General features: G+C 70.8%; 16 protein-coding genes. 9 read left to right on the top strand and 7 right to left on the bottom strand.

All coding sequences use genetic code 11. The features are described 5' to 3' along the window. Positions 1-23 precede the first annotated feature (23 nt). The gene (locus AB0H82_RS16245) at positions 24-2,534 is read right to left on the bottom strand and encodes an alpha-L-arabinofuranosidase C-terminal domain-containing protein (protein WP_362993079.1); all 2,511 of its coding nucleotides are present in this window, start codon (positions 2,532-2,534) and stop codon (positions 24-26) included. Between the two features lie 232 nt (positions 2,535-2,766). On the opposite strand from AB0H82_RS16245, the gene AB0H82_RS16250 reads away from it, so the two are divergent. Genes AB0H82_RS16250 through AB0H82_RS16260 form a run of 3 tightly spaced genes read left to right on the top strand, consistent with a single transcriptional unit; the run spans position 2,767 to position 5,923 of the window. Continuing rightward, the gene (locus AB0H82_RS16250; RefSeq protein WP_362993081.1) at positions 2,767-4,113 is read left to right on the top strand and encodes an extracellular solute-binding protein; all 1,347 of its coding nucleotides are present in this window, start codon (positions 2,767-2,769) and stop codon (positions 4,111-4,113) included. Beyond that, positions 4,110-5,066, top strand: a complete 957-nt coding sequence (locus tag AB0H82_RS16255) for a sugar ABC transporter permease (protein WP_362993083.1) — start codon at positions 4,110-4,112, stop codon at positions 5,064-5,066. Before AB0H82_RS16250 ends, AB0H82_RS16255 begins: the two co-directional genes overlap by 4 nt. Beyond that, the gene (locus AB0H82_RS16260) at positions 5,063-5,923 is read left to right on the top strand and encodes a carbohydrate ABC transporter permease (RefSeq protein WP_362993085.1); all 861 of its coding nucleotides are present in this window, start codon (positions 5,063-5,065) and stop codon (positions 5,921-5,923) included. Before AB0H82_RS16255 ends, AB0H82_RS16260 begins: the two co-directional genes overlap by 4 nt. An 83-nt stretch (positions 5,924-6,006) precedes the next feature. Here AB0H82_RS16260 and AB0H82_RS16265 read toward each other — a convergent pair whose 3' ends face one another. The 5 genes from AB0H82_RS16265 to AB0H82_RS16285 all read right to left on the bottom strand — a co-directional run bounded on the left by AB0H82_RS16265 (position 6,007) and on the right by AB0H82_RS16285 (position 13,554). Next, the gene (locus tag AB0H82_RS16265) at positions 6,007-6,846 is read right to left on the bottom strand and encodes a pectate lyase (protein ID WP_362993087.1); all 840 of its coding nucleotides are present in this window, start codon (positions 6,844-6,846) and stop codon (positions 6,007-6,009) included. A 109-nt stretch (positions 6,847-6,955) separates the two neighbouring features. After that, positions 6,956-7,717: a hypothetical protein gene (locus AB0H82_RS16270; protein ID WP_362993089.1), complete on the bottom strand. Its 762-nt coding sequence runs from the start codon at positions 7,715-7,717 to the stop codon at positions 6,956-6,958. After that, positions 7,714-8,265, bottom strand: a complete 552-nt coding sequence (locus AB0H82_RS16275; RefSeq protein ID WP_362993091.1) for a SigE family RNA polymerase sigma factor — start codon at positions 8,263-8,265, stop codon at positions 7,714-7,716. The genes AB0H82_RS16270 and AB0H82_RS16275 overlap by 4 nt, the downstream gene beginning before the upstream one ends. A 61-nt stretch (positions 8,266-8,326) precedes the next feature. Then, positions 8,327-10,630, bottom strand: coding sequence for an alpha-xylosidase (yicI, locus tag AB0H82_RS16280; protein ID WP_362993094.1), 2,304 nt, complete (start codon positions 10,628-10,630; stop codon positions 8,327-8,329). Continuing rightward, positions 10,627-13,554 (bottom strand): glycoside hydrolase family 3 C-terminal domain-containing protein, encoded by a 2,928-nt coding sequence (locus tag AB0H82_RS16285; RefSeq protein WP_362993096.1) that lies wholly within the window; start codon positions 13,552-13,554, stop codon positions 10,627-10,629. The genes yicI and AB0H82_RS16285 overlap by 4 nt, the downstream gene beginning before the upstream one ends. Positions 13,555-13,819: 265 nt before the next feature. Between AB0H82_RS16285 and AB0H82_RS16290 the strand changes: the two genes are divergently transcribed. From AB0H82_RS16290 to AB0H82_RS16315, 6 genes are read left to right on the top strand one after another with little or no spacing between them, the layout of a single operon-like run. Next, positions 13,820-15,496, top strand: coding sequence for an extracellular solute-binding protein (locus tag AB0H82_RS16290; RefSeq protein WP_362993098.1), 1,677 nt, complete (start codon positions 13,820-13,822; stop codon positions 15,494-15,496). Between the two features lies 1 nt (position 15,497). Beyond that, a complete protein-coding gene (locus AB0H82_RS16295; protein ID WP_362993100.1) occupies positions 15,498-16,526 on the top strand; it encodes an ABC transporter permease subunit in 1,029 nt (342 codons plus the stop codon). Further along, positions 16,523-17,458: a carbohydrate ABC transporter permease gene (locus tag AB0H82_RS16300; protein ID WP_362993102.1), complete on the top strand. Its 936-nt coding sequence runs from the start codon at positions 16,523-16,525 to the stop codon at positions 17,456-17,458. The genes AB0H82_RS16295 and AB0H82_RS16300 overlap by 4 nt, the downstream gene beginning before the upstream one ends. 8 nt (positions 17,459-17,466) lie before the next feature. Continuing rightward, positions 17,467-19,461, top strand: coding sequence for a beta-galactosidase (locus AB0H82_RS16305; protein WP_362993104.1), 1,995 nt, complete (start codon positions 17,467-17,469; stop codon positions 19,459-19,461). Between the two features lie 38 nt (positions 19,462-19,499). Then, positions 19,500-20,216, top strand: a complete 717-nt coding sequence (locus tag AB0H82_RS16310; protein WP_362993106.1) for a hypothetical protein — start codon at positions 19,500-19,502, stop codon at positions 20,214-20,216. 5 nt (positions 20,217-20,221) lie between these two features. Beyond that, positions 20,222-22,087, top strand: coding sequence for a rhamnogalacturonan lyase (locus AB0H82_RS16315; protein WP_362993108.1), 1,866 nt, complete (start codon positions 20,222-20,224; stop codon positions 22,085-22,087). Here the strand turns inward: AB0H82_RS16315 and AB0H82_RS16320 are convergent. Beyond that, positions 22,069-23,088, bottom strand: coding sequence for a LacI family DNA-binding transcriptional regulator (locus tag AB0H82_RS16320; RefSeq protein ID WP_362993110.1), 1,020 nt, complete (start codon positions 23,086-23,088; stop codon positions 22,069-22,071). The two genes, AB0H82_RS16315 and AB0H82_RS16320, sit on opposite strands and share 19 nt — an antisense overlap. Positions 23,089-23,340 lie beyond the last annotated feature (252 nt).

Below are 23,340 nucleotides of genomic sequence, written 5' to 3' on the forward strand. Positions count from 1 at the left end.
CACTGCGAGGGAGACGGATCGGGCTACTCGGTCCTGATCCGCAGGAACGTCACCGAGTTCGCCGGGAAGGTGTACGAGAAGCGGTCGTCCACCCCGTCGAAGGTGGACGTCCTGGGCGCGACGGGCCGGGCGCCCTTGGTGTTCTCGGCGGCCGGGTCGGCGGTCAGCGTGGTCACCCGCGCCTTCGACGCGACCTTCGCGCCGTCGCCGAGGCCGACCCGCGTACGGGCGGGTGTGCCCTGGGCGTTGACGACCTTGACGATCAGTTCACCGGTGGCCTTGTCGCGGGTGACGACCTGGCGGAAGGGCTCGGCGGGCTTGTCGTCGGTGAAGGAGCCCCACTTCTTGCCGTCGAGGAAGAGCGTCACCTGGCGGCCGCGGACCTCGACGCGCAGGTCGTAGCTGCGGCCCGTCTCGACGGTCGTGTTGTCCTGGACCATCGTCTGCTTGGCGCCGTCGGTGGTCTTCTCCACGGCCGACTGGGTGTTGTTCCAGCCGCCGACGTTCCACCAGTAGTGGTTGCCGGTGTCCTTGACGCCGAAGGCGACCATGAAGCCTTCCTTGCCCGCCTTCTTGGTGGCCTTCACGTTCAGGTCGTAGTTCTGCCAGCCCTTGTCGCCGGCCGTGACCAGGGTGTTCTCGGCGGCCTCGTCGGACTGGACGTACGCGCCGTCCCGGACGGCCCAACTGCCCTTGTCCGACGCCTTCTTCCACTGGCTGTCACCGGCCGAGAAATCGTCGGCCAGGAGGGTCCTGCCGTCGGCGGACGTGACCTTCACGTCGTCGTACACGGCGCTGGTCGCCCACGTGGAGAGGCCGACGGCGCCGGTGATCGGCCCCGAGCCGGCCGGGGTGCCGGAGGCGGTGGAGGGCACGACCTCGTCACCGACGTTGCGCATGAAGAGCTTCTGCGTCTCGTAGTTGGCCGAGCCCCAGGACTGGTCGTTGTCGAACCAGATCATGTTCGGCTTCCACTGCACGTAGTCCTCGTTGGCGAGCAGCGGCGCGTACGAGGCGAGCTTCACGATGTCGGCGTTGCGCTCCAGGCCGGTCATGAAGGCGGCTTCGGAGAGGGCGTTGGAGAACTTGTTGCCCTGGGAGGCGTACTCGCCGAGGAAGACCTTCGGACCCTTGCGGTCGTAGGAGTCGTAGCGGTCGTTGTTCTCCAGGAACCACTGGGGGCTGTTGTAGTAGTGCTCGTCGACCATGTCGACGTTCGCTTCGCGGTTGAGCTTCCAGGCGGTGTCGAATATCGCGCCGCTGTCGTCGGGCCCGGAGTTGGAGACCACGGTGATGTCCGGGTACTCGGCCTCGATGGCCGCGCGGAACTGCTTGAAGCGGGCGAAGTACTCGTGGGGCAGGTTCTCCTCGTTGCCGACCGCCAGGTGCGTGAGGCGGAAGGGCTTGGGGTGGCCCATCGCGGCGCGCTTCTTGCCCCACTCGCTCGTCACGGGTCCGTTGGCGAACTCGATGAGGTCCAGGGTGTCCTGGATGTGCCGCTTCAGGAGCGCGTCGTCGTCGGTGGCCTTGTTCTGGCCGCAGCCGGTGACCAGGGCGGGCACCACGGGCAGCGGCATGGCACCGGTGTCCTCGGCGAACTGGAAGTACTCGTAGTAGCCGAGGCCGTAACTCTGGTTGTAGCCCCAGAAGTTGCTGTTGGTGGCGCGCTGCTCGACCGGGCCGATGGTGTCCTTCCACTGGTACGAGCGCTTGCGCTGCCAGCCCGACTTCTCGTCGTACGCCTCGTGGCTGCCGGTGTTGACCAGGCAGCCGCCGGGGAAGCGCAGGAAGCCGGGGTGCAGGTCGGCGATCTTCTCGGCGAGGTCCTTGCGCAGGCCGTTCTCGCGGCCCTTGTACGTGTCGCGCGGGAAGAGGGAGATCTCGTCGAGGGCGACGGCAGCGCCGGCGGTGACGGTGAGGCGTCCGGTCGCGGAGGTGCGGGTGGCGGTGAAGGACACCTTGTACTTGGCCCAGCCGCCGCGCGCGGTGACGCGGTGAGCGGCGGCCAGTTCGCCGGCGGAGTCCCGGATGCCGATGGTCAGCGGGGCGCGTGCGACCCCGCCGGTGCGGGCCCAGACCGAGAAGTCGTACCGCTTGCCCTTGGTGACCGCGATGCCGGTGTTGTAGCCGGAGTTCGTGACGGCCGAACCGGCGTCCAGGGAGAGATAGTTGCGGTTGCGGGTGTGCAGGCGGCCGTCGTCGTTGCGGACGCGGGCGGCGCCCGAGGTGTCCCACGACGTGAGCGGCGTGTAGGCCTTGTTGTCGTCGGTGCTGTACTCGAAGGACCTGTTCTGCACGAGCTCCGCGTAGAGCCCGCCGTCGGCCGCCCGGTTGATGTCCTCGTAGAAGACGCCGTACATCGAGTCGTCGATCTTCGCTCCGGTGCGGGCCGTGTCGACGTCGAGGGTGTAGTCGACCGGCTCGTCCGGTGCTGCGGGACCGGCCGCCGCTCCGGGGCTCGCGGCGAGCGTCCCCGCCAGCAGGGAGCCCAACGCCCCGACGGTGAGCCCGAGTTTCCATCTCCTGCGCGCCATGTCCACCTCTGCCGTTCTCGATACTCGCGTTCGATATTTCGGACACTGATCAGGATTACGAACGGCAACTTAGGCAGCGGAGCTGAGCACGTCAACGCATCGCGCAGAACACCCGGCATTTCTCGGGGACTTCGTCCGAACCGTTGACGCGCGCGATGTTCGACCTTACGGTCCGTTCGAAGTTGCGATCACCATTCGATATACCGAACAGCCATGAGAGAAGAGAGGCGTCATGTCCCCCTCCCTCCCGAGCCGCCGCGGTGTGCTCGGCGGGCTCGGAGCACTCGCCGTCGCGGGCAGCTTCGGTCTCGCCGCCGCGAACCGCAGCGCCTCCGCGCTGACCTCCGGTGCGGACGCGCGGCTCCGCTACTGGAACCTGTTCAGCGGCGGCGACGGCGTGAACATGATCGCGATGCTGGACGCCTTCCGGCGGGCGAACCCCGGCGTCGACGTGCTGGACTCGACGCTGCTCTGGGGCAATCCGTACTACACGAAGCTCGCCATGGCCGCCTCCGGCAACCGCGCCCCCGAGCTCGGCGTGCTGCACCTGGGACGGCTCACGGGCTTCGCCCCCGAGCGGCTGCTCGACCCCTTCGACGTGGAGCTCCTCGCCCGGTACGGCGTACGGCAGGAGGACTTCAACCCCGCCCTGTGGAAACGGTCCGTCGTCGAAGGGAAGCTCTACGCCGTCCCCCTCGACATCCACCCGCAGCTGAACTTCTACCGCAAGGACGTCTGCGAGAAGGCCGGGCTCATCGGGGACGACGGGAACCTCGTCCCGTTCACCTCCGTCGACGAGTGGTTCGACGGGCTCAAGGCCGCCAGGAAGGCGGTGAAACCGGGCGTGCAGACCCTGGGCCTGCACGCGTCGAACCAGAACCACACCTGGTGGTTCTTCATGTCGTTCTACGCGCAGGCCGGCGGCACCTACTACGACCCGGGCCTCACCGACGTCACGTTCGACGAGGACAAGGCCGTGGAGATCCTGGAGTTCCTGCGCCGCCACATCGTCGACGGCTACGCCACCACGGGCGCCCCCGACGCCGAGCACTTCATCAACGGCGGCGCCTTCGTCTGGGAGGGCGGCTGGTCCGTGCCGGTCTACTCGGGGGCGGAACTGAAGTACGGGGCCACCCCCATGCCGGCGCTCTTCGGCCGGCCCGCCACCCAGGCCGAGTCGCACTGCTTCGTGCTGCCGCGCCAGACCGGCCGCGGCGGCCCCGCCAACGACGCCGCGCACCGCCTGGCCGCGTACATCGTGCGGCACGGCGCGGACTGGGCGCGCGGCGGCCACATCCCCGCCCACCTGCCGACCCTGAAGACCGCCGCGTACCGGAAGCTGCACCCGCAGTCCGAGTACGTCCCGGTGATGGACCAGCTCGCCCTCGAACCGGAGGCCTGGTTCGCGGGCTCCACCGGAACGCTCGCGCAGCGCATCGGCCCGGTCGTCGTCTCCTCCAACCTCGGCTCGGCCAAACCCGCCGCGGCGGCCCGCCGGATGCGCGGCGTCCTGGAGAAGCTCCTGGAGATGAAGAACCCCATGGAAGGCAGAACCGCGGCCGAGGGAGGCGCGGCATGACCACGACCAGCGCCGAGGCCACCGCCCCGGCCACCACCGGACCACCGGCCGTCCGCACCACCGCCGAACGCGGCGAGCGGGCCCGTGCCGGCGGCGGCTTCCAGCACGGCGGCTGGTTCGTGGCGCCGTTCCTGCTGCTCTTCCTGCTCTTCGTGATCGTGCCCGTGCTGCGCGGCGTGTGGCTGAGCTTCACCGACGCCAACATCTCCGGCGACGGCGCCCGCTTCGTGGGCTTCGACAACTACTCCGAGGCGCTCCAGGACCCCCTGGTGTGGGACTCGCTCGGCCACAGCGCGTACTTCACGCTGCTCGTGGTGCCCTGCATCGTGCTCGTCGCCCTGCTGCTGGCGCTGCTCGCGCACCACATCGAGCACGCCAAGTGGCTGTGGCGGCTCTGCTTCTTCGCGCCCTTCCTGCTGCCGTCGACCGTCGTCGGCAACATGTGGCGCTGGATGTTCAACCCGGACACCGGCCTGCTCGACCACGTCTTCGGCATGGAGTCGGCCTGGCTCACCCAGAAGGACACGGCGATGACCGCCGTCGTCGTCGCCACCCTCTGGTGGACCGTCGGCTTCAGCTTCCTCCTCTACCTCGCCGCGCTGCAGAACATCCCGCGGCACCTGTACGAGGCCGCCGCGCTGGACGGCGCGAACGCCTGGCACAAGACCGTGCACATCACCCTGCCCATGCTGCGCTCCATCACGGGCCTGGTCGTGGCACTGCAGATCCTCGCCTCGCTGCAGGTCTTCGACCAGATCGTGGTGATGTACGAGTTCGGCCCCGGACCGGAGGAATCGACCCGGACCATGGTCCAGTACACGCTCGAACAGGGCTTCACCAGCTACCGCGTGGGCTACGCCTCCGCGATCTCGATCCTGTTCTTCCTGATGATCGCGGTCATCGCGCTGGGCCGCATGTGGCTGCTGCGCAAGCGCGAGGAGGGCGTCCAGTGAGTACCGCCACCAAAGCCGTCGCGGGCGCGCGCCGCGGGTGGCGGCCCAGCCAGATCGTCCTGACCGCCCTCGGCCTGCTGGTCTCCGCGGTGATGACCGCGCCGCTCTTCTGGACCCTGTTCACCTCGTTCAAGTCGGAGTCCGAGGCCGTCGCCGTGCCGGTCAAGTGGCTGCCCGAGGAGTGGACGGCCCAGGCCTGGCGGAGCATCTTCGAGACCGGAAACATCACGAACTGGTTCGTGAACTCGGTCGTCGTCTCGGTCTGCGTCACCTTCGTCGTCGTGCTGACCGGCGCCCTCGCGGGCTACGGCTTCGCGCGCACCGAGTTCCGCGGCAAGGGCGCGCTGATGGGCCTCGTCATGGCGGGCCTGATGATCTCCCCCGCGGTCCTCGGCGTCCCGCTGTTCAGCACGGTCCAGTCGCTGGGGATGGTCGACACGTACTGGGGCATGATCCTGCCGCAGTGCGCGCCCGCCGCGATGGTCTACATCCTCTACAAGTTCTTCCAGGGCATCCCGAAGGAGCTGGAGGAGGCGGCGTTCTGCGACGGCGCGGGGCGGTGGCGGATCTTCTTCACCATCGTGCTGCCGCTGGCCCGCCCCTCACTGTCGGCGGTCGGCATCTTCACCTTCATCGGCTCCTGGAACAACTTCCTGTGGCCGTACATGGTGACCAACAACCCCGAGCTGATGACCATGCCGAACGGCATCGCAACGGTCATGAACTCCTACGGCATCCAGTGGGCGCAGCTGATGGCGGGCGGCCTGATGGCGGGGCTGCCGCTGATCGTCGTGTTCGTCTTCTTCCAGCGGCAGATCGTGGCGGGAGTTGCGCACACGGGCCTCGCCGGGCAGTAGCGGCGGGCACGGAGAAGAGCGCCCCCGCGGGAGGGGGCGCTCTCCTTGCACACGCCGTACGTCCTGCTACATCCCGCTGGGTCCTACTGGTAGCTGATGTCCGCGGCCGTGAACTTGCAGTACGTGCCGTCGGGGCCCGAGCCGGTCTTGGTCGGCTCGTCACCGGTGTTGTTGCCGGTGAACCGGTCGCACGTGGAGATCTTCTTGCTGCTGTCGCCGTGGATGCGGACGTTGCGCAGAGCGGCCGTGTCGCCGTAGTTGGTGTTGATGCCGACGATGGACTTGCCGGGCGCGGTGACGTCCACGTCGTTGATGATGATCGACCGCTTGTACTGCTTGGAGCAGTTGCCGCAGGAGCGCACCAGCTTGCCGAAGTCGGAGACCTGGAACTTGGTCACGACCAGTTTGCCGGCGCCGTTGAACTGGAGGACCTTGTCGTCGGCCTTCCGCGCGCCACCGCCGTGGACGGTGTACGTCGAGCTCGCCGAGGTGCCCTTGAAGGTGGCGGCGTCCTCGCCGACGTCCTCCCACCACACGTTCTCCAGGGTGCAGCTGCCCTGGCAGTGGATGCCGTCCGCGGCGGGCGAGCCGATGATGACGTTCTTGAGGACCGCGCCGTCCTTCAGCTTGAAGATCGGGTCCTGGCCCTCGTCCTGGCCGTCGCCGCCCAGGTCACCGGTGCCGTAGTAGCGCTTGAGGCCGCCGTCGCGGGTGCCGGAGACCTCGATGGTCTTGGCCGTGGGGGCCTGGCCCCTGGCCTCCGGCCAGGCCGCGGCCGTGGTGGCCGCGCCCGCGGGCGACAGCATGACGTTCGTCGCGACCCCGGCACCCGTGAGGGCCAGTGCGGCGGTCACCGCGCCGATGGCGCGGCGCTTGGTCAGGCGCCGCTTGCGGCCCTTGCGCAGTTCAGCTCGTGGTGTCATGTGTCCCATTCCTCGTGCGTGGGGGGAGAGCTTCTTCGCTCTGTGGTCTCCGCCGACCGGGAATGGGTTGCCGCCGTACCGGAAATTTCTGCGAAGTCGTGTGCCGGGCTCAGGCGAAATCGCCCCGCCAGAGGGTCCGTTCGTCCGATGTGCCCGCATGGACCTCGTATGTGTCGTCGCCCGCGTCGCGTTTGCCCGCCGGGTGGTCGAACTGCCCGGCGAAGACGTGTTCGCCGACGGGCACGGTCTTCCCCGGTCTGAGCGTCCAGCGGTAGACGAGGAAGCCGTCCCGCTCCGCGACCGAAACGGCGAAGTCGTCCTCGGGCAGGGAGCGCCAGTTGCCGGTGTCGGCGACCTTGCCGCTGCCTGCGACGCGCACCTCGACGGTGAGCGCGGTCAGCGGCTTCTTCGCCTTGATGGTGATGTCGCTCTGCGACCAGTACGTGCTGGAGCCGGGGTCGATCGAGCCGTCGGCCCACAGGAGGCGATCCGCGGGCACGCTCTTCGGCGTGCCGCTGGGCCGGCGGGTCGGCGCGTCGGGGGTGCGGTCCGGGTCCGGTGTCGCCGTCGGCGGCTCGGGCGAGGTGCTCGTCGCCACGGACTGCCGGGCCGGTTCGTCGTCCCGCAAGGCGGCGGCCACTCCGTACCCGACGACCGCGCAGACGCCCGCCACCGCGGCGGTCGCGCTCACCACGCGCAGCCAGGAGGCACCGGCCGCCCGGCGGGTGGCCTTCGAGCGCCGCTCCGGCCGCTTGCCCTCGGCCATGCCGCGTTCGATACGGGCCCGCATCCGCTCCCGGTCGGGCCGGTGCGCCTGCGCCGCGCCGCGCAGCTTCCCGCGCACGCCGTCGTCGTGTCCGTCGTCCCTCATGAGCTACTCCCCGTGTCCGCCGTGACCGCGCGCACCCGTGCGAGGGCGGGGTGCGGGCCGAGGCGTCGTTGCAGCTCAGCCATTCCCTTCGATGTCTGGCTCTTCACCGTACCCACCGAGACCCCGAGGGCCAGTGCGGTGTCCTTCTCCGAGAGGTCGAAGGCGTGCCGCAGGACCACGCAGGCCCGCTTGCGGAAGGGCAGCGCGCGCAGCGCGTCCCGCACGTCGACGACGGCCGGTATGTCGGGGTCCGCGACGTCCTCGTCGCGGCCCGACCAGAAGAGCGTGATGCGGCGCCGCTCGCGCACGGCGCTGCGGATGCGGCTGCGCGCCATGTTCGCGACGACGCCCCTGGCGTACGCGGCCGGGTGGTCCGCGGCCCGCACCCGGTCCCAGCGGTGCCAGAGGGCGAGGAGCGCGTCGGCCGCCAGGTCGTCAGCGCCGTCGGCCTCGCCGGTCAGCAGATGGGCGAGGCGGGCGAGTTCGGCGTAGTGCCGCTCGAAGAAGGCGTGGAACTCGGCGGCCGCGTCGTGCGCGACCGGTGTCATGGGGGGCCTCTCTTCCGCCTGCGCCGCGAGATCTTCCGTCGTCGCGGTGGAGGCGGGCACTCTAACCGGCCCCTCCGTCCGTGCGGGCATCGGGCAGGACCACCTCCCCCACTCCCTCGGCCGTCGCGCGCCCGTCGACCGTCCGCACCCGGAAGGGCCGCCGGGAGCCGGACGCGAGGACGCGCACCCCGGTGGTGTGCCGCGTCGCGCGGAAGACCGCCGCGGTCCTGCCCTCGTGGTCGGGGACGGTGATCTCGGTCCGGGGCGCCGCTCCCGGGGCGACGAGCAGGGTCAGGCCGTCGAGCCAGTCGCCGTCGGGCCGCTGGTCGTCGGCGCCCAGCGGGAGCAGGGCGCCGGGCCGCACGTACAGCGGCAGGCTGTCGAATCCGTGGGTCTCGCGCCGCCAGCCGGGGCCCTGGACGGCCTCGCCGGTCAGGAGGTGTGTCCAGGTGCCTTCGGGGAGGTAGAACTCGACGTCGCCCGCCGCGCTGAAGACGGGGGCGACCAGCAGGTCGGGGCCGAGCATGTACTGCCGGTCGAGGGTGCGGCAGGCCGGGTCGTCGGGGAACTCCAGGAGCATCGGGCGCATCACGGGCACGCCGTCGTGGTGGGCCTCGGCGGCCGCGGCGTACAGGTAGGGCATCAGGCGGTGCTTGAGGCGGGTGAACTTCCGTGCCACGTCGACGGCTTCCTCGCCGAACGCCCACGGCACCCGGTAGGAGACGTTGCCGTGCAGGCGGCTGTGCGAGGAGAGCAGGCCGAAGGCGAGCCAGCGTTTGAAGACCGCCGGGTCCGGGGTGCCCTCGAAGCCGCCGATGTCGTGGCTCCAGAACCCGAAGCCGCTCAGCGAGAGGGACAGGCCGCCGCGCAGCGACTCGGCCATGGCGCCCAGCGAGGCGAAGCAGTCGCCGCCCCAGTGCACGGGGAACTGCTGGCCGCCGGCGGTCGCGGAGCGCGCGAAGAGGACCGCTTCGCCGGTGCCGCGCTCCTTCTCCAGGAGCTCGAAGACGGTGCTGTTGTAGAGCTGCGCGTAGTAGTTGTGCATGCGGTGCGGGTCGGAGCCGTCGTGCCAGACCACGTCCGTGGGCACGCGCTCGCCGAAGTCGGTCTTGAAGCAGTCGACGCCCTGGTCGAGCAGGGCGCGCAGCTTGGCCGCGTACCAGGCGCGGGCGCCGGGGTGGGTGAAGTCGACGAGCGCCATGCCGGGCTGCCACAGGTCCCACTGCCAGATGTCGCCGTTCGGGCGCCGCACGAGGAAGCCCTCGGCGGCGGCCTCGGCGAACAGCGGGGACTTCTGGGCGATGTAGGGATTGATCCAGATGCTGACCTTGAGTCCGCGCTCGCGGAGTCTGCGCAGCATGCCCTCCGGGTCGGGGAAGACGTCCGGGTCCCACTGGAAGTCGGTCCACTGGTGTTCGCGCATCCAGAAGCAGTCGAAGTGGAAGACGCTGAGCGGGATGTCGCGCTCCGCCATGCCGTCGACGAACCCGGCGACGGTCTCCTCGTCGTAGGGCGTGCAGAAGGAGGTGGTGAGCCAGAGGCCGAAGGACCAGGCGGGCGGCAGGGCGGGCCGGCCGGTGAGGGCGGTGTAGCGGCGCAGGACGTCCTTGGGGGTGGGGCCCGCGATGACGTAGTACTCAAGGGACTGGTCCTCGACGCTGAACTGGAGCTGGCCGACGGACTCGGAGCCGATCTCGTACGAGACCTTGCCGGGGTGGTTGACGAAGACGCCGTAGCCGCGCGAGGAGAGGTGGAAGGGGATGTTCTTGTAGGCCTGCTCGCTGCTGGTGCCGCCGTCGGCCTGCCAGATGTCGACGCTCTGGCCGTTCTTGACGTACGGGGTGAAGCGCTCGCCGAGCCCGTAGATGAACTCGCCCACGCCCAGGGCGAGTTGTCCGATCATGTGGTGGGCGCCGTCGGGGGTGGTGGCGAAGGCGGTGCCGCGCCGCTCGACGGCGGTGAGGGGTTTCCCTTCGCCGTCCAGGAACTCCAGGCCCCAGGGCCCCTCACTGTCCAGGCGGAGGGTGAGGGGGCCGCTGGTGAGTTCGGTGACGGTGCCGCCCCGGCGGACGCGGGGCACCTCCTCCGCGGCCGCCGCGCCCTCGCTGGCGAAGAGGGTGAAGTCCGGGCCGTGGTGGGCCTTCCCCGCGTGATGGGTCGTCCGGACGCCGATCACCCCTTCGGCGGGCGAGAAGCACTCGACCGTGATCAGGGGCGAGTTGAGGGTGTCGCCGCGCTCGCGCACCGGTTTGACGGCGGCGTAGGCGGTGAAGCCGCCGTCGTGCTCCCGCACTTCGCGCACGTCGGTGGCGTACGAGGCGTGCACCCCGTCCCGCATCAGCCAGAAACCGTCGGTGAACCTCATGCCGTGCCCTCGCCCTCTCCGCCGGCCGTGAAGGTGATCCGTGCGAGCCGGACGGCCCCGCGCAGGCGCACGCGCAGGTCACGCACCCCGGAGGCGGCGAAGACCGCGCCGTGGGGGGCGTAGTCGTACCTCCCGCCCGTCGGCGGGACCGTCACGGTGGTCGCCGTGCTGCCCGCGATGAGGTCGACGGCGCCCTCGCCCGCGGCCTCGACCGAGACGCCGCGCACTCCGGGCCCGAAGTCGCAGTCGCAGAAGAGCAGTTCGCCGGTGCCGTCGCCCACGGCGCGCACCGCGTCACCCGTCGTCCTCGTGCGGTCGACGATCTCGGTGCCGGACTGCGTGTCGTAGCCGGTCGCCGCCAGGCCGTCCCTCCGCGTCGGCCTGGCGGCGACCGGGGCTCCGCCGGGATCGACGGGCGCGGTGAGTCGGATGTCCTCGCTGGAGGCCCCGGCGATCAGTTCGTACGCGCCGGGCGCCAGGGCCCAGCGGTCGTGCCGCACGTCCCAGAACTCCATGTCACGCAGGGGCAGTTCGAATTCCAGTCGACATGCTGCCCCCGCTGCGAGGTGCACGCGGCGGTGGGCGACGAGTTGCCGGTCCGGCAGGGTGAGGCCCGCCGCGGCGTCGCGGGGCGGGCGTACGTAGAGCTGCGCCACCTCGTCCGCGTCGAAGGACCCGGTGTTGGTGACGGTGAACGCGGCCCGCACCACATCGCCTTCGCGTGCGGCCGTGAGGTTTCCGTACGTGAAGGCGGAGTAGCTCAGGCCGTGCCCGAAGGGGTACAGCGGGCGGCGGTCAGCGGCGTGCCGGTCCGCGTACAGGTACGTCTGGCGCGAGCCGATGATGTCGTAGTCGAGCAGGTCCGGCAGGTGGGCGTCGGCGGCGTACCAGGTCTGCGGGAGGCGTCCGGCCGGGGAGACGTCGCCGGCGAGGACGCGGGCGAGCGCGGTGCCGGCGGCCTGTCCGCCGTGCGCGGTCCACAGCAGCGCGGGCAGTTCCGCGTGCGCGTCGGCGACCGCGTACGGGTAGGAGGAGGTGAGCACCAGCGCGGTGCGCGGGTTGGCGGCGCGGGCCGCGCGCCACAGCCGCTCCTGGTGGGGCGGCAGGGCGAGGGTCGTGCGGTCCTGGGTCTCGCGGCCGTTGATGTGCGGGTCGTTCCCGGCGACGACGACCACGGCGTCCGCGTCGGCGGCGGCCCGGGCCACGGCGTCCTCGCCGCGCTCCAGCACCTCGACGCTGAAAAGTTCCCCATCCGCGGCAACTTTCACGGCACCGGCGGCGACAGAGACGTACCCACCCGTCCCCGTGTGCTTGATGAGGAGTCCGCCCCGGTGCCCGCCGCCGCGCCCGCCCTCGCGCCCGCCCCCGTGCTCGACAAGGCCGAACGTCTCCTGTACGACCCAGCCGCCCGGCCGGTCCGCCGAGGCGCGCACGAAGCCGTCCTCGGCGACCGAGAGGTAGCGCCCGTCGGCCGCCCGCAGGGTCCATGCCCCGTCGCCCCAGTCGACGAGGGCGAACTCGGTGGCGTCGGCCAGGTCGCCGCAGACGGTCAGCGGCGGCAGGTCGGTGCGGCCCGCGAGCAGAGCGGGGTCGAGGGCGCCGGTGGCGTCCGGCGCCCGGCCGGACGGGCCCGAAGGGGCCGGCGGCGGCACCCGCAGCCAGCCCGCCGCACACTTCAGGCGTACGCGGTCCGCGCCCTCGGCGAAGACGACGCGGTCGGCGCCGAAGCGCTCGCGCAACCCGTCGAGGACGGTGCTGCGATGGATCAGGGTGCCGCTGTACCAGTCGGTCTTGCACTCGTCGGCGAGCAGTCCGACGACCGCGATCCGGGTGCCTTCGGGGAGCGGGAGCAGGCCGTCGTCGTTCTTGAGCAGGACGACGGCCTGTTCGGCTGCGGCCAGGGCGAGTTCGCGGTGGGCGGGCGTGTCGATGTCGTCCGCGGAGGCGGTCCCGTACGGGCCGCCGTCCGGGTCGAACTCGCCGAGCCGCAGCCGCACGGACAGCTGCCTGCGCACCGCCGCGTCGATGTCCGCCTCAGTCAAAAGCCCCAGCTGCAACGCGCGTTGGAGGCGGCCGACGGTGACTGTCGAATCGGTGCCGTGGTCGGTGAAGCTGTCCACGCCCGCGAGGAGCGCGGCGGCGATGGCCTCCTCGTGGGTGTCGAAGTACTTCTCGGAGTCGACGAGGTTGCTGGGCGCGCCCGCGTCGGAGCAGACGAGCAGCTCCTCGTCGGTCCAGCGGCGCAACTGCTCGCGCAGGTGGGGCGATACGTGGTTGGGGCGGCCGTTGACCAGGTTGTAGGCGGGCATCACGCCGGCGACCGCGCCCGCCTCGACGGCGGCGCGGAAGGCCCGCAGGTCGTACTCGTGCAGGACGCGCGGGCGCACGGAGGAGTTCGACGTGTCGCGGTGCGTCTCGTTGTTGTGGGCGAGCCAGTGCTTGAGGACGGGGGCGGTACGCCATCGCGTGGGGTGGTCGCCGCGCAGGCCGCGCGTGTAGGCGACGGCGAGGGCCGAGGTGAGGTGGGGGTCCTCGGCGTACCCCTCCTCGTTCCTGCCCCACAGCGGGTGGCGCAGGAGGTTGACGGTGGGCGCCCAGAGGTTGAGGCCGACGCGGTCGTCCCGTGTGCGCATGGCCCGCGCCTCGGTGCCGACGGCCTCGCCGACGCGCCGCAGCAGGTCGTCGTTCCAGGTCGCGCCCAGCCCGACGGCCTGCGGGAAGACGGTTGCGGGACCCATCCAGGCGACGCCGTGCAGAGCTTCCTGTCCGGTGCGGAACGCGGCGATGCCGAGCCGCTCGACCGCGGGCGTGAACTGGTGCAGGAGCGCGACGCGTTCGTCGAGCGTCAGCCGTGCGAGGAGGTCGTCCACCCGCTTGTCCGGCGGCAGGCCGGGGTCGCGGAACGGCGGCGGGTTCTCGGTCACGTCAGGGTCCTCCGGGCGGGCGACGGGCTCCTTCGAAGCGCTTCGATGCTCTGCGCTCGGTACCGTCCATGTCAAGGGAACGACCCGGGGCCCCGCTCAGCAGATCCCCTACCTCTCTCGGCAGCCGGGCCCGCCAACTTACAGGCCTCGCCGACGAATTCAGTTCCGAAGCCTTGTCCCTCCCCTCCCCTTCACCTAATCTCGCTCCGAAATCGAAGCGCTTCGACATGGGTTTCGAGTCCCCGCGCCACGAAGGGTTGACGCAATGACGCCGAACTCCCCCTCCCCGAGGGCCGGTACGAGCCGCAGGGGCTTCCTCGCCTCCTCCGGGCTCGCCGCGCTCGCCCTGGCGGGCGGTGCCCCGCTGCTCGCGGCGTGCGGCGGCAGCGGTTCGAAGAACGAGGGCACCACGACGGGGAAGAAGCTCAAGGACCTGCTGCCCGCGTACGTCGCCTCGGACGTCGCCGCGCCGGACATCCCGGCCAAGAACGGCTCGGCCGCGGGTTTCACCAAGGCCCTGCCCGCGGCCGAGCTCAAGGTGTCGGTGCCGGAGAAGCTCGGCAAGGGCGGCCGGTTCACCGTCATGGCCCCCATCTGGGGCAACGTCCCCAAGCAGGGGAACCCGTACTGGACGGCGATGGACAAGGCCGCCGGCGTCCGCGTCACCTGGCAGAACCAGCAGGGCGACACGTACGGCCAGAAGCTGGGCGCGGTCCTCGCCTCCAGCCGCGTGCCGGACGCCGTGGTCGTGCCCGGCTGGGAGCTGACCGGCAAGATACCGAGCGCCATCGCCAACAAGTTCGCCGACCTCGGCCCCTACCTGAGCGGCGACAAGGTCAAGGAGTACCCGAACCTCGCGGCGATCCCCACCGGCGCCTGGCAGCGCTCGGTCTTCGGCGGCAAGCTCCGCGGCCTGCCGATGCCCGCCCCCACCACCCCGAACATCGCGCCCTTCTACCGCACCGACCTCTTCGCGAAGGAGGGCATCGAGGCGCCGGCCAGCGCGCAGGAGTTCTACGACCTGTGCAAGCAGCTCAACGCCCCGAAGAGCAGGGTGTGGGCGTGCGGCGACATGACATGGGCGGCCTGGCACATCTTCGGCGTACTGCCCGAGAAGCCGTACTACTGGAAGCTCGTCGACGGCAAGCTCGTCAACCGCTACGAGACCGACGAGTACCTGGAAGCCCTTGAGTGGTCGCGCAAGCTCTACTCGGCGGGCTTCGTGCACCCCGACGCGAAGGCCGAGACCGGCAGCATCGGCGACCTGTGCGCCGCCGGCAAGGTCTGGATGTACTGCCAGGACCTGTCCGACTGGTACGGCAAGGCAGCCGTGCAGCGCGTCGACGACAAGAAGTTCCGCATGGAGGCGTTCGACTACTTCGCCCCCGACGGCGGAGCACCCACCCTCTACCAGCGCCCGCCCGCCGACATCTGGACGTTCATCAGCGAGAAGGCCGACGAGAAGACGGTCCGCGACATCCTCGCCCTCGCCAACTTCACCGCCGCGCCCTACGGCTCCAAGGAGCAGCGGCTGCGGATGTACGGCGTCGAGGGCGTCCACCACACGTACGACGACGGTGTCCTCACCAAGAACGGCAAGGGCAACAACGAGGTCTTCTCGACGTACGAGTACCTGGCGTCGCCCGCGCCCTTCGTCGCCTATCCCGACCTGCCGGACGTCACCGAGGGCATGGTCGGCTGGCAGCAGCGCCAGGGCGCGCACGCGAAGAAGCCCCTCTTCCACGGCATGATGATCATCGAGCCGACCCGGTACACCGAGCTGAACGCCGAGTTCGAGGACCTGGAGAAGGACATCGTGCGCGGCCGCAAGAAGGTCTCCGACATGCAGCGGGCGGCGTCGGACTGGAAGTCGGGCGGCGGCGACAAGCTGCGCGACTGGTACAAGAAGCTGCTCGACGAGTCCGGCGGATCGGCGTCCTGACATGGCGCACGGTACGACCGACGCGCGCCCCGCCGCCCCCGGCAAGGCCACCGCGCCCCCACCGGAGCCGCCCCCGCCCCGGCCGGTGAAGGCGCGCCAGGCGCGCGTCCCGCTCCGGCACCGGCTGCGCCGCGACCGCGTCCTGCTCCTGATGGTGCTGCCCGCGCTGCTGCTGCTCCTCGTCTTCAACTACGTCCCGCTGCTGGGCAACATCGTCGCGTTCCAGGACTACGACCCGTACATCGCGGACAACGCGTTCCAGGCGATGTCGCAGAGTCCGTGGATCGGCTTCGAGCACTTCCGGCACATGGTGGACGACCGGCTGTTCTGGCAGGCGGTCAGGAACACCCTCGCCATCTTCGCGATCCAGCTGACGCTGTTCTTCCCGGTGCCGATCGCGCTCGCGCTGTTCGTCAACAGCTTCGTGCGCCCGCGCGTGCGGGCGGTGGCGCAGGCGATCCTGTACCTGCCGCACTTCTTCTCCTGGGTCCTCGTCATCACCGTCTTCCAGCAGATGTTCGGCGGGGCGGGCCTGGTCGCACAGGTGCTGCGGGACCACGGCCACGACGGCTTCGACCTGATGACCGACCCGGGCCTGTTCAAGTTCCTGCTGACCTTCGAGATGATCTGGAAGGACGCGGGCTGGGGCGTCATCGTCTTCCTCGCCGCGCTCGCCGCCGTCAGCCCCGACCTGTACGAGGCCGCGGCGATGGACGGCGCGAACCGCTGGCGCCGCATGTGGCACATCCAGCTCCCCGCGCTGCGCCCGGTCGTCGCCCTGCTCCTGGTCCTCCAGGTCGGCAACGCGCTCACGGTCGGCTTCGAGCAGATCCTCCTGCAGCGCACCGCGGTGGGTGCCGGGGCCTCCGAGGTCCTGGACACGTACGTGTGGAACACCGGCCTCGACAACGGCAACTTCGGCTACGGCGCGGCGATCGGCATCGTGAAGGGCGTCCTCGGCCTGCTGCTGGTGCTCGGGGCCAACAAGGCCGCCCACGTCATGGGCGAGCAGGGGGTGTACAAGCGGTGAGTTCCCTCGACGTACTGAACTTCGGCATCAAGCCGGGCAGCAGGTCCGGCCTGCGCCCGGTGTGGGAGGAGCCGCCGACCCGGGCCGGGCTCGCCACCAAGGGCGTGACCCTGACACTGGTCTGCCTCGCCGTGCTCTTCCCGGTGTGGGTGGTGGTCGTCACCAGCCTCTCCTCAGTGCGGACGATCACCGAGACGGGCGGCCTCGTGGTGGTCCCGCGGGGTGTCACGTTCATCCACTACCAGGAGCTGCTCAGCGGCGGTCAGGTGTCGCGGGCCGCGCTGGTCAGCGTGGGCGTCACGGTCGTCGGGACGCTGTTCAGCATGGTGGTGTCGGTCCTGTGCGCGTACGGCCTGTCGCGCCCCGGGTCCGTGCTGCACCGGCCGATCCTGCTGGTGATCGTCGCGACGATGTTCTTCGGCGCCGGCCTCATCCCCACGTATCTGGTGGTGCAGGGCCTCGGCCTCACCGACACGTATCTCTCCCTGATCCTGCCGAGCGCCGTGAACGTGTTCAACATCCTCGTGCTGCGCGCATTCTTCATGGGCACGGCGCAGGAGCTGGTCGAGAGCGCCCGCATCGACGGGGCCGGGGACCTGCGCATCCTGTGGCGCATCGTCATGCCCCTGTCGCGCGCGGTCCTCGCGGTGATCACCCTGTTCTACGCGGTGGGCTACTGGAGCGCGTGGTTCAACGCGTCGATCTACCTCAGCGACCCGGACATGATGCCGCTGCAGAACGTCATGCAGCAGCTGGTCCTCAAGCAGCAGAAGCCGACCGGTCTGAGCCAGGCCATCAACACGGGCCACCTGTCGCCGCTCGCCATCCAGATGGCCGTGATGGTGCTCGCGCTGATCCCCGTGGCCGTGCTCTCGCCGTTCGTGCAGCGGCATTTCAAGCAGGGCATGCTCACCGGCGCAGTGAAGGGCTGACCACACCGATGCCTTCCCTCCAGGACGTCACCCGCGGCCGGATCCTCTTCGGCGGCGACTACAACCCCGAGCAGTGGCCCGAGGAGGTCTGGCAGGACGACGTCCGGCTGATGAAAGAAGCCGGCGTCACCACTGTCACCCTCGGTGTCTTCTCCTGGGCGAAGCTCGAACCCCGGCCCGGCGTGCGCGAGTTCGGCTGGCTGGACCGGCTGATGGACCTCATGCACGAGCACGGCATCGGCGTCGTCCTCGCCACCCCGACCTCCGCTCCCCCGCCCTGGCTCGGCCGGCTGCACCCCGAGACGCTGCCGCGCGACGAGGACAGCAACGTCGAGTGGTGGGGCTCACGCCAGCACTTCGCGCACTCCAGCGCCGCCTACCGCCGCTACGCGGCCGCGATCACCGAGGACCTGGCCGCCCGGTACGCGCACCACCCCGCGCTCACCATGTGGCACATCAACAACGAATACTGCACCTCCGACTGGGGCGACGAGTCGGCGACCGCGTTCCGCCGCTGGCTCAGGGAGCGGTACGGCAGCCTGGCCGCACTCAACTCCGCGTGGGGGTCGGCGTTCTGGGGGCAGAGCTACGACGCCTGGGAGGAGATCCTGCCGCCCCGCCGCGCCCACTACATGAAGAACCCGACGCAGGTGCTCGACTTCAAGCGCTTCACGTCCGACGCCCTGCTTGAGTGCTACGCCGCCGAACGCGACATCGTCCGCGCGCACACCCCGCACCTCCCGGTCACCACCAACTTCATGCCTCTGTGGCAGGGCCAGGACGGCTGGAAGTGGGCCGCGGAGGAGGACGTGGTGTCGGTGGACCTGTACCCCGACCCGAGGGACCCGCTGGGCGGCCAGTACGGGGCGCTGGTCCAGGATCTGACGCGGTCGCAGGCGGGCGGCGGGCCGTGGATGCTGATGGAGCAGGCCGCGGGCCCCGTCAACTGGCGCGGCGTGAACCACCCCAAGCCTGCCGGGCTCAACCGGCTCTGGACCTGGCAGGCCGTGGCGCGCGGCGCCGACGCCGTCTGCTACTTCCAGTGGCGGCAGTCCCGGCAGGGCGCGGAGAAGTTCCACTCGGGGATGCTGAGCCACGCGGGCGAGGAGGGCCGCACCTTCCAGGAGGTCAGCAGGATCGGGGCCGAACTGCGCGCGCTGGGGCCGGAGGTGGCGGGCACCCACGTGACCGCCGAGGTGGCGGTCCTGCACGACTGGGACGCGTGGTGGGCGGGGCAGCAGGACGGCCGCCCCTCCTCCCTGCTCGACCACGCGGAACTCCTCCGCGCCTGGCACCGCGCCCTGTGGGAGGCGAACCTCCCGGCCGACTTCGCCCATCCGGAGCACGACCTGTCGGCGTACCGCATGGTCGTCGTGCCGCACCTCTACCTCCTCACCGACACCGCGATCGACGGGCTCGTCGCCTACGTCCGCGAGGGCGGCACGCTCGTCTGCGGCTTCTTCACCGGAGTGGCCGACGGGGACGACCGGGTGCGGCCCGGCGGAATGGACGCGCGGCTGCGCGCCCTGCTCGGCATCCGCACCCTCCACGAGTGGTGGCCGCTGGACGCCGGCGAGAACGTGGACTGCGGGGAGTTCACCGGCACCCTCTGGTCCGAGGAGCTGACGGCCGACGACGCGGCCGAGACAGCCGCAGCGTACCGGGGCGGCGAGCTCGACGGACTGCCCGCGGTGCTGCGCCACGGCCGCGCCCGGTACGTGTCCACGCTGCCCGCCCCCGACGCCCTGCGCGGCCTGCTGGTCCGCGCGGCCACCGAAGCCGGCGTACGGCCTCCGCTCCCCGGCCTCCCCCACGGAGTCGAGGCCGTACGCCGCGGTGACCTGCTCTTCCTCCTGCACCACGGCCGCACCGAGGTGACCGTGACCGTACCGGGCCGGCACCGCGACCTGCTGACCGGCGAACCGGCCGACGGCACGGTCACGCTCGGCCGGCACGGCGTGGCCGTACTGCGTGAGGACGCACGACCCGCGGGCTCGGCCTGAGCCCGCGGCAACCATCCCCCCACCCTGGAGAGAACACCATGGGACGACACACCCGCCGCGCCACCGTGACCCGTCTGCTCCTCGCCCCCGCCCTGGCCGCGGGCGTGGCCGTCGGGCTCACCTCCGCCCCTGCCCAGGCCGCCGTGTGGAGCAGCTGCGAGCAGTGGGGCAACACCACCCTGAACGGCTACACCCTCTACAACAACATCTGGGGCTCGGGCGCGGGCAGCCAGTGCGTCTCCGCCGACTCCGGCACGAAGTGGCAGGTGCGCGCCGACCACCCGAACACCGGCGGCATCAAGTCGTACCCCAACTCCAAGAAGGTGATCGGCAAGCCGGTCGACTCGCTGTCGTCGCTGAAGAGTTCGTACAACGTCACGGTCCCTTCGGCCGGCGACTACAACTCCTCGTACGACATCTGGGACACCGACTACGACTACGAGATCATGCTGTGGGTCAACCACCACGGCAACGTCGGCCCGCTCGGCACCCCGCAGGGCACCGTCACGCGCGGCGGCCACACCTGGAACGTCTACAAGGGCAGCAACGGCCACAACGAGGTCTTCTCGTTCCTGCGCACCTCCGACTCGTCCGCCGGCACCGTGGACATCCTCCCGATCCTCAAGTGGATCAAGAACACCAAGGGCTGGATGGGCAACGAGACGATCGGTGACGTGCAGTTCGGCTACGAGATCAGCGGATCGGCCGGCGGCCTGGACTTCAGGACGAACTCGCTGACCGTCTCGGGCAGCTGATCGCCATGCCCACGATACTCATCGCGGCGGCGCTCGCCGCGCTCCTGACCGGCGGTACGGGCACCGTCCCACCCGCCGCCCCGACCGGCACCGAGGCCGACGCACGCGCCGCGAGCCGCGTGGCCGAGCGGCTCGACCGCGGCCTGGTGGCCGTCCCCGCGAGCGGCGGCGTCCTGGTCACCTGGCGGCTGGCCGGCGACGACCCCGCGGGCATCTCCTTCAGGCTCTACCGGGGAGGCACCCTGATCGAGGAGACGACGAAGACCAACTTCCTGGACACCGGCGGCACTTCATCCGCCGTCTACGAGATCCGGGCCGTCGTGAACGGCGTCGAGCGGCCCGGCGAGCAGGCGTCGGTGTGGGCCGCGGGCCGCCGCGACATCCCGCTCGACAAGCCGCCGGGCGGCACCACCCGCGACGGCGTCGCCTACACCTACTCCGCCAACGACGCGTCGGCCGCCGACCTGGACGGCGACGGACAGTACGAACTGGTCCTCAAGTGGGCCCCGTCGAACGCCACGGACTCCGCCAACTCCGGTACGTGCACCGGCCCGACGGTCTACGACGCGTACGAGCTGACCGGCAAGCGGCTGTGGCGCGTGAACCTCGGCACGAACGTGCGCAGCGGTTCGCACTACGACTCCTTCCAGGTGTACGACTACGACGGCGACGGCAGGGCGGAGATGGCCGTGCGGACCTCCGACGGCTCGAAGGACTCCGAGGGCACGGTCATCGGCGACGCGAACGCCTCGCACCTGGACGACAACTGCGGCGTGCTGTCCGGCCCGGAGTTCCTGTCCGTCTTCGACGGGCGCACCGGCAGGGTGCTGGACTCCGTGCCCTTCGAACCCGCCCGCGGCAAGGTCTCCGACTGGGGCGACACCTGGGGCAACCGGGAGGGCAGACTGCTCTCCGCAACCGCGTACGTCAGCGGCTCCCGGCCCAGCATGATCTTCAGCCGGGGCATCTACGAACGCGTGGCGCTCGCCGCGTACGACTGGAACGGCACCGATCTGACCCGCCGCTGGAAGTTCGACAGCAACAGCTCCACCAACGTCGGCAAGGGCTACGACCGGCAGGGCAACCACAACCTCGCGGTCGCCGACGTGGACGGCGACGGCAAGGACGAGATCGTCTACGGCGCCATGGCCGTGGACGACGACGGCGGCGGACTGTGGACCACCGAGCTCGGCCACGGCGACGCCCTGCACGTCGGCGACCTCGACCCGGCCCGCCCCGGCCTGGAGTCCTTCAACGTGCACGAGCACAAGGACGCGGCGTACGGCTACGAGATGCACGACGCGCGGACCGGCCGCATCCTGTGGGGCGCCAGGACCGGCACCGACGTGGGCCGCGGTCTCTGCGCCGACCTGACGCGGGCGCACGCGGGCGCGGAGTGCTGGTCGAGCGGCGGCGGTCTCTACGCCGCCGACGGCACGAGGATCAGCGACACCGTGCCGTCCTTCGGCGGCGGGGCCTCGTACAACGCGGCGATCTGGTGGGACGGCGACGCCCACCGCGAACTCCTCGACCACCGCTGGTCGGGCAGTGCGGGGACCGGCTACGGCCAGATCCTCAAGTACGACGGCGACAGCGAGCTCACCCGGATCTGGTCGGACACCGAGGCCCGCTCCAACAACTGGACCAAGGGCAATCCGGTGCTCGCCGCCGACCTGCTCGGCGACTGGCGCGAGGAGATGATCTGGCGCACCGCGGACTCGACGTCACTGCGCCTGTACACCACCCCGCACCCCACCGAGCACCGCCTGCCGACCCTGATGCACGACCCGGTCTACCGGCTCGGCGTCGCCTGGCAAAATGTCGGCTACAACCAGCCGCCGCAGGTGAGTTACTACCTCGGCACGAAGTGAGGGACGGGGCCCGTGCTCGCCCGCACCGTGAGTGCGGGGGCGAGGAGTTCCACGCCGTCCGTGCCGCGGGCCTCCAGCTTCGCGACGGTCCGCTCCACCGCCCGGCGCCCCATCTCCTGCGCGGGGATGGAGACCGAGGTGAGCCGCACCGATGCCCCGACCGCGACCTGGTCGGGGCAGATCGCCACCACTGAGACGTCCTCGGGGACCGCGCGGCCCTGCTGGCGAAGGAGCGCGAGCAGGGGTTCCACGGCCGACTCGTTCTGGACGACGAAGCCCGTGGTGCCGGGGCGCTCGTCGAAGATGCGGGAGAGCGTCGTGGCCAGCGCGTCGTAACCGCCGTCGCTGGGGCGGTGCAGCAGCCGCAGCTCCAACTCCCGCGCACGGGCGCGGAGTCCGTCCAGGGTGCGCTCGGCGAAGCCGGTGTGGCGTTCGTACACGGCGGGCGCCTCGCCGATGACGGCGACGTCGCGGTGGCCGAGCCCGGCCAGGTGCTCGGCGCACAGCGCGCCCGTCGCCGCGAAGTCGAGGTCCACACAGGTCAGACCCTCGGGGTCGGCGGGCAGGCCGATGAGGACGGCGGGCCGGTCGCTGGCCCGCAGCAACGGCAGCCGCTCGTCGTCGAGTTCGACGTCCATGAGGATCATCGCGTCGGCGATGCCGCTGCCGGTGACGCGGCGCACCGCGGCCGGGCCCTCCGCGCCGGTGAGGAGCAGGACGTCGTAGCCGTAGGTCCGGGCCGTCGTGGTGACCGCGAGGGCGATCTCCATCATCACCGGCACGTACATGTCGGTGCGCAGCGGCATCATCAGCGCGATGACGTTCGACTTGGCGCTGGCCAGGGCGCGGGCGCCCGCGTTCGGGTGGTAGCCGAGCTGTTCGATGCTGCGCTCCACGCGCTCGCGGGTGCCCCGGGAGATCGAGCGCTTGCCGCTGAGCACATAGCTGACCGTGCTGGCCGAGACCCCGGCGTGCTTGGCTACCTCGGCTAGGGTGACCATGGAGCGCTCCTCCCACTGAGCTGCCTGAGCTGCTTGAGCGGCCGGCGGTGAACCGCTTCGGATGCGGTGAACCGCTTCGACGCGGATCGCCCACCGACCCTATGGGGGGCGCGCGTGAACTGTCCAGAGGCCTGTCGAAGCGCTTCGACAGGGGTGGGGCGGGCGGCGGGCGGCCCCCCCCCCGGGGTGGGGCTGTGGGGGGCCGGGCCGACCGCTGGGGGGGGGGGGTGGTGGTGTGCGACTGGGAGTGTG

The organism is Streptomyces sp. NPDC050732 (genome assembly GCF_040654255.1).
Classification (GTDB): domain Bacteria; phylum Actinomycetota; class Actinomycetes; order Streptomycetales; family Streptomycetaceae; genus Streptomyces.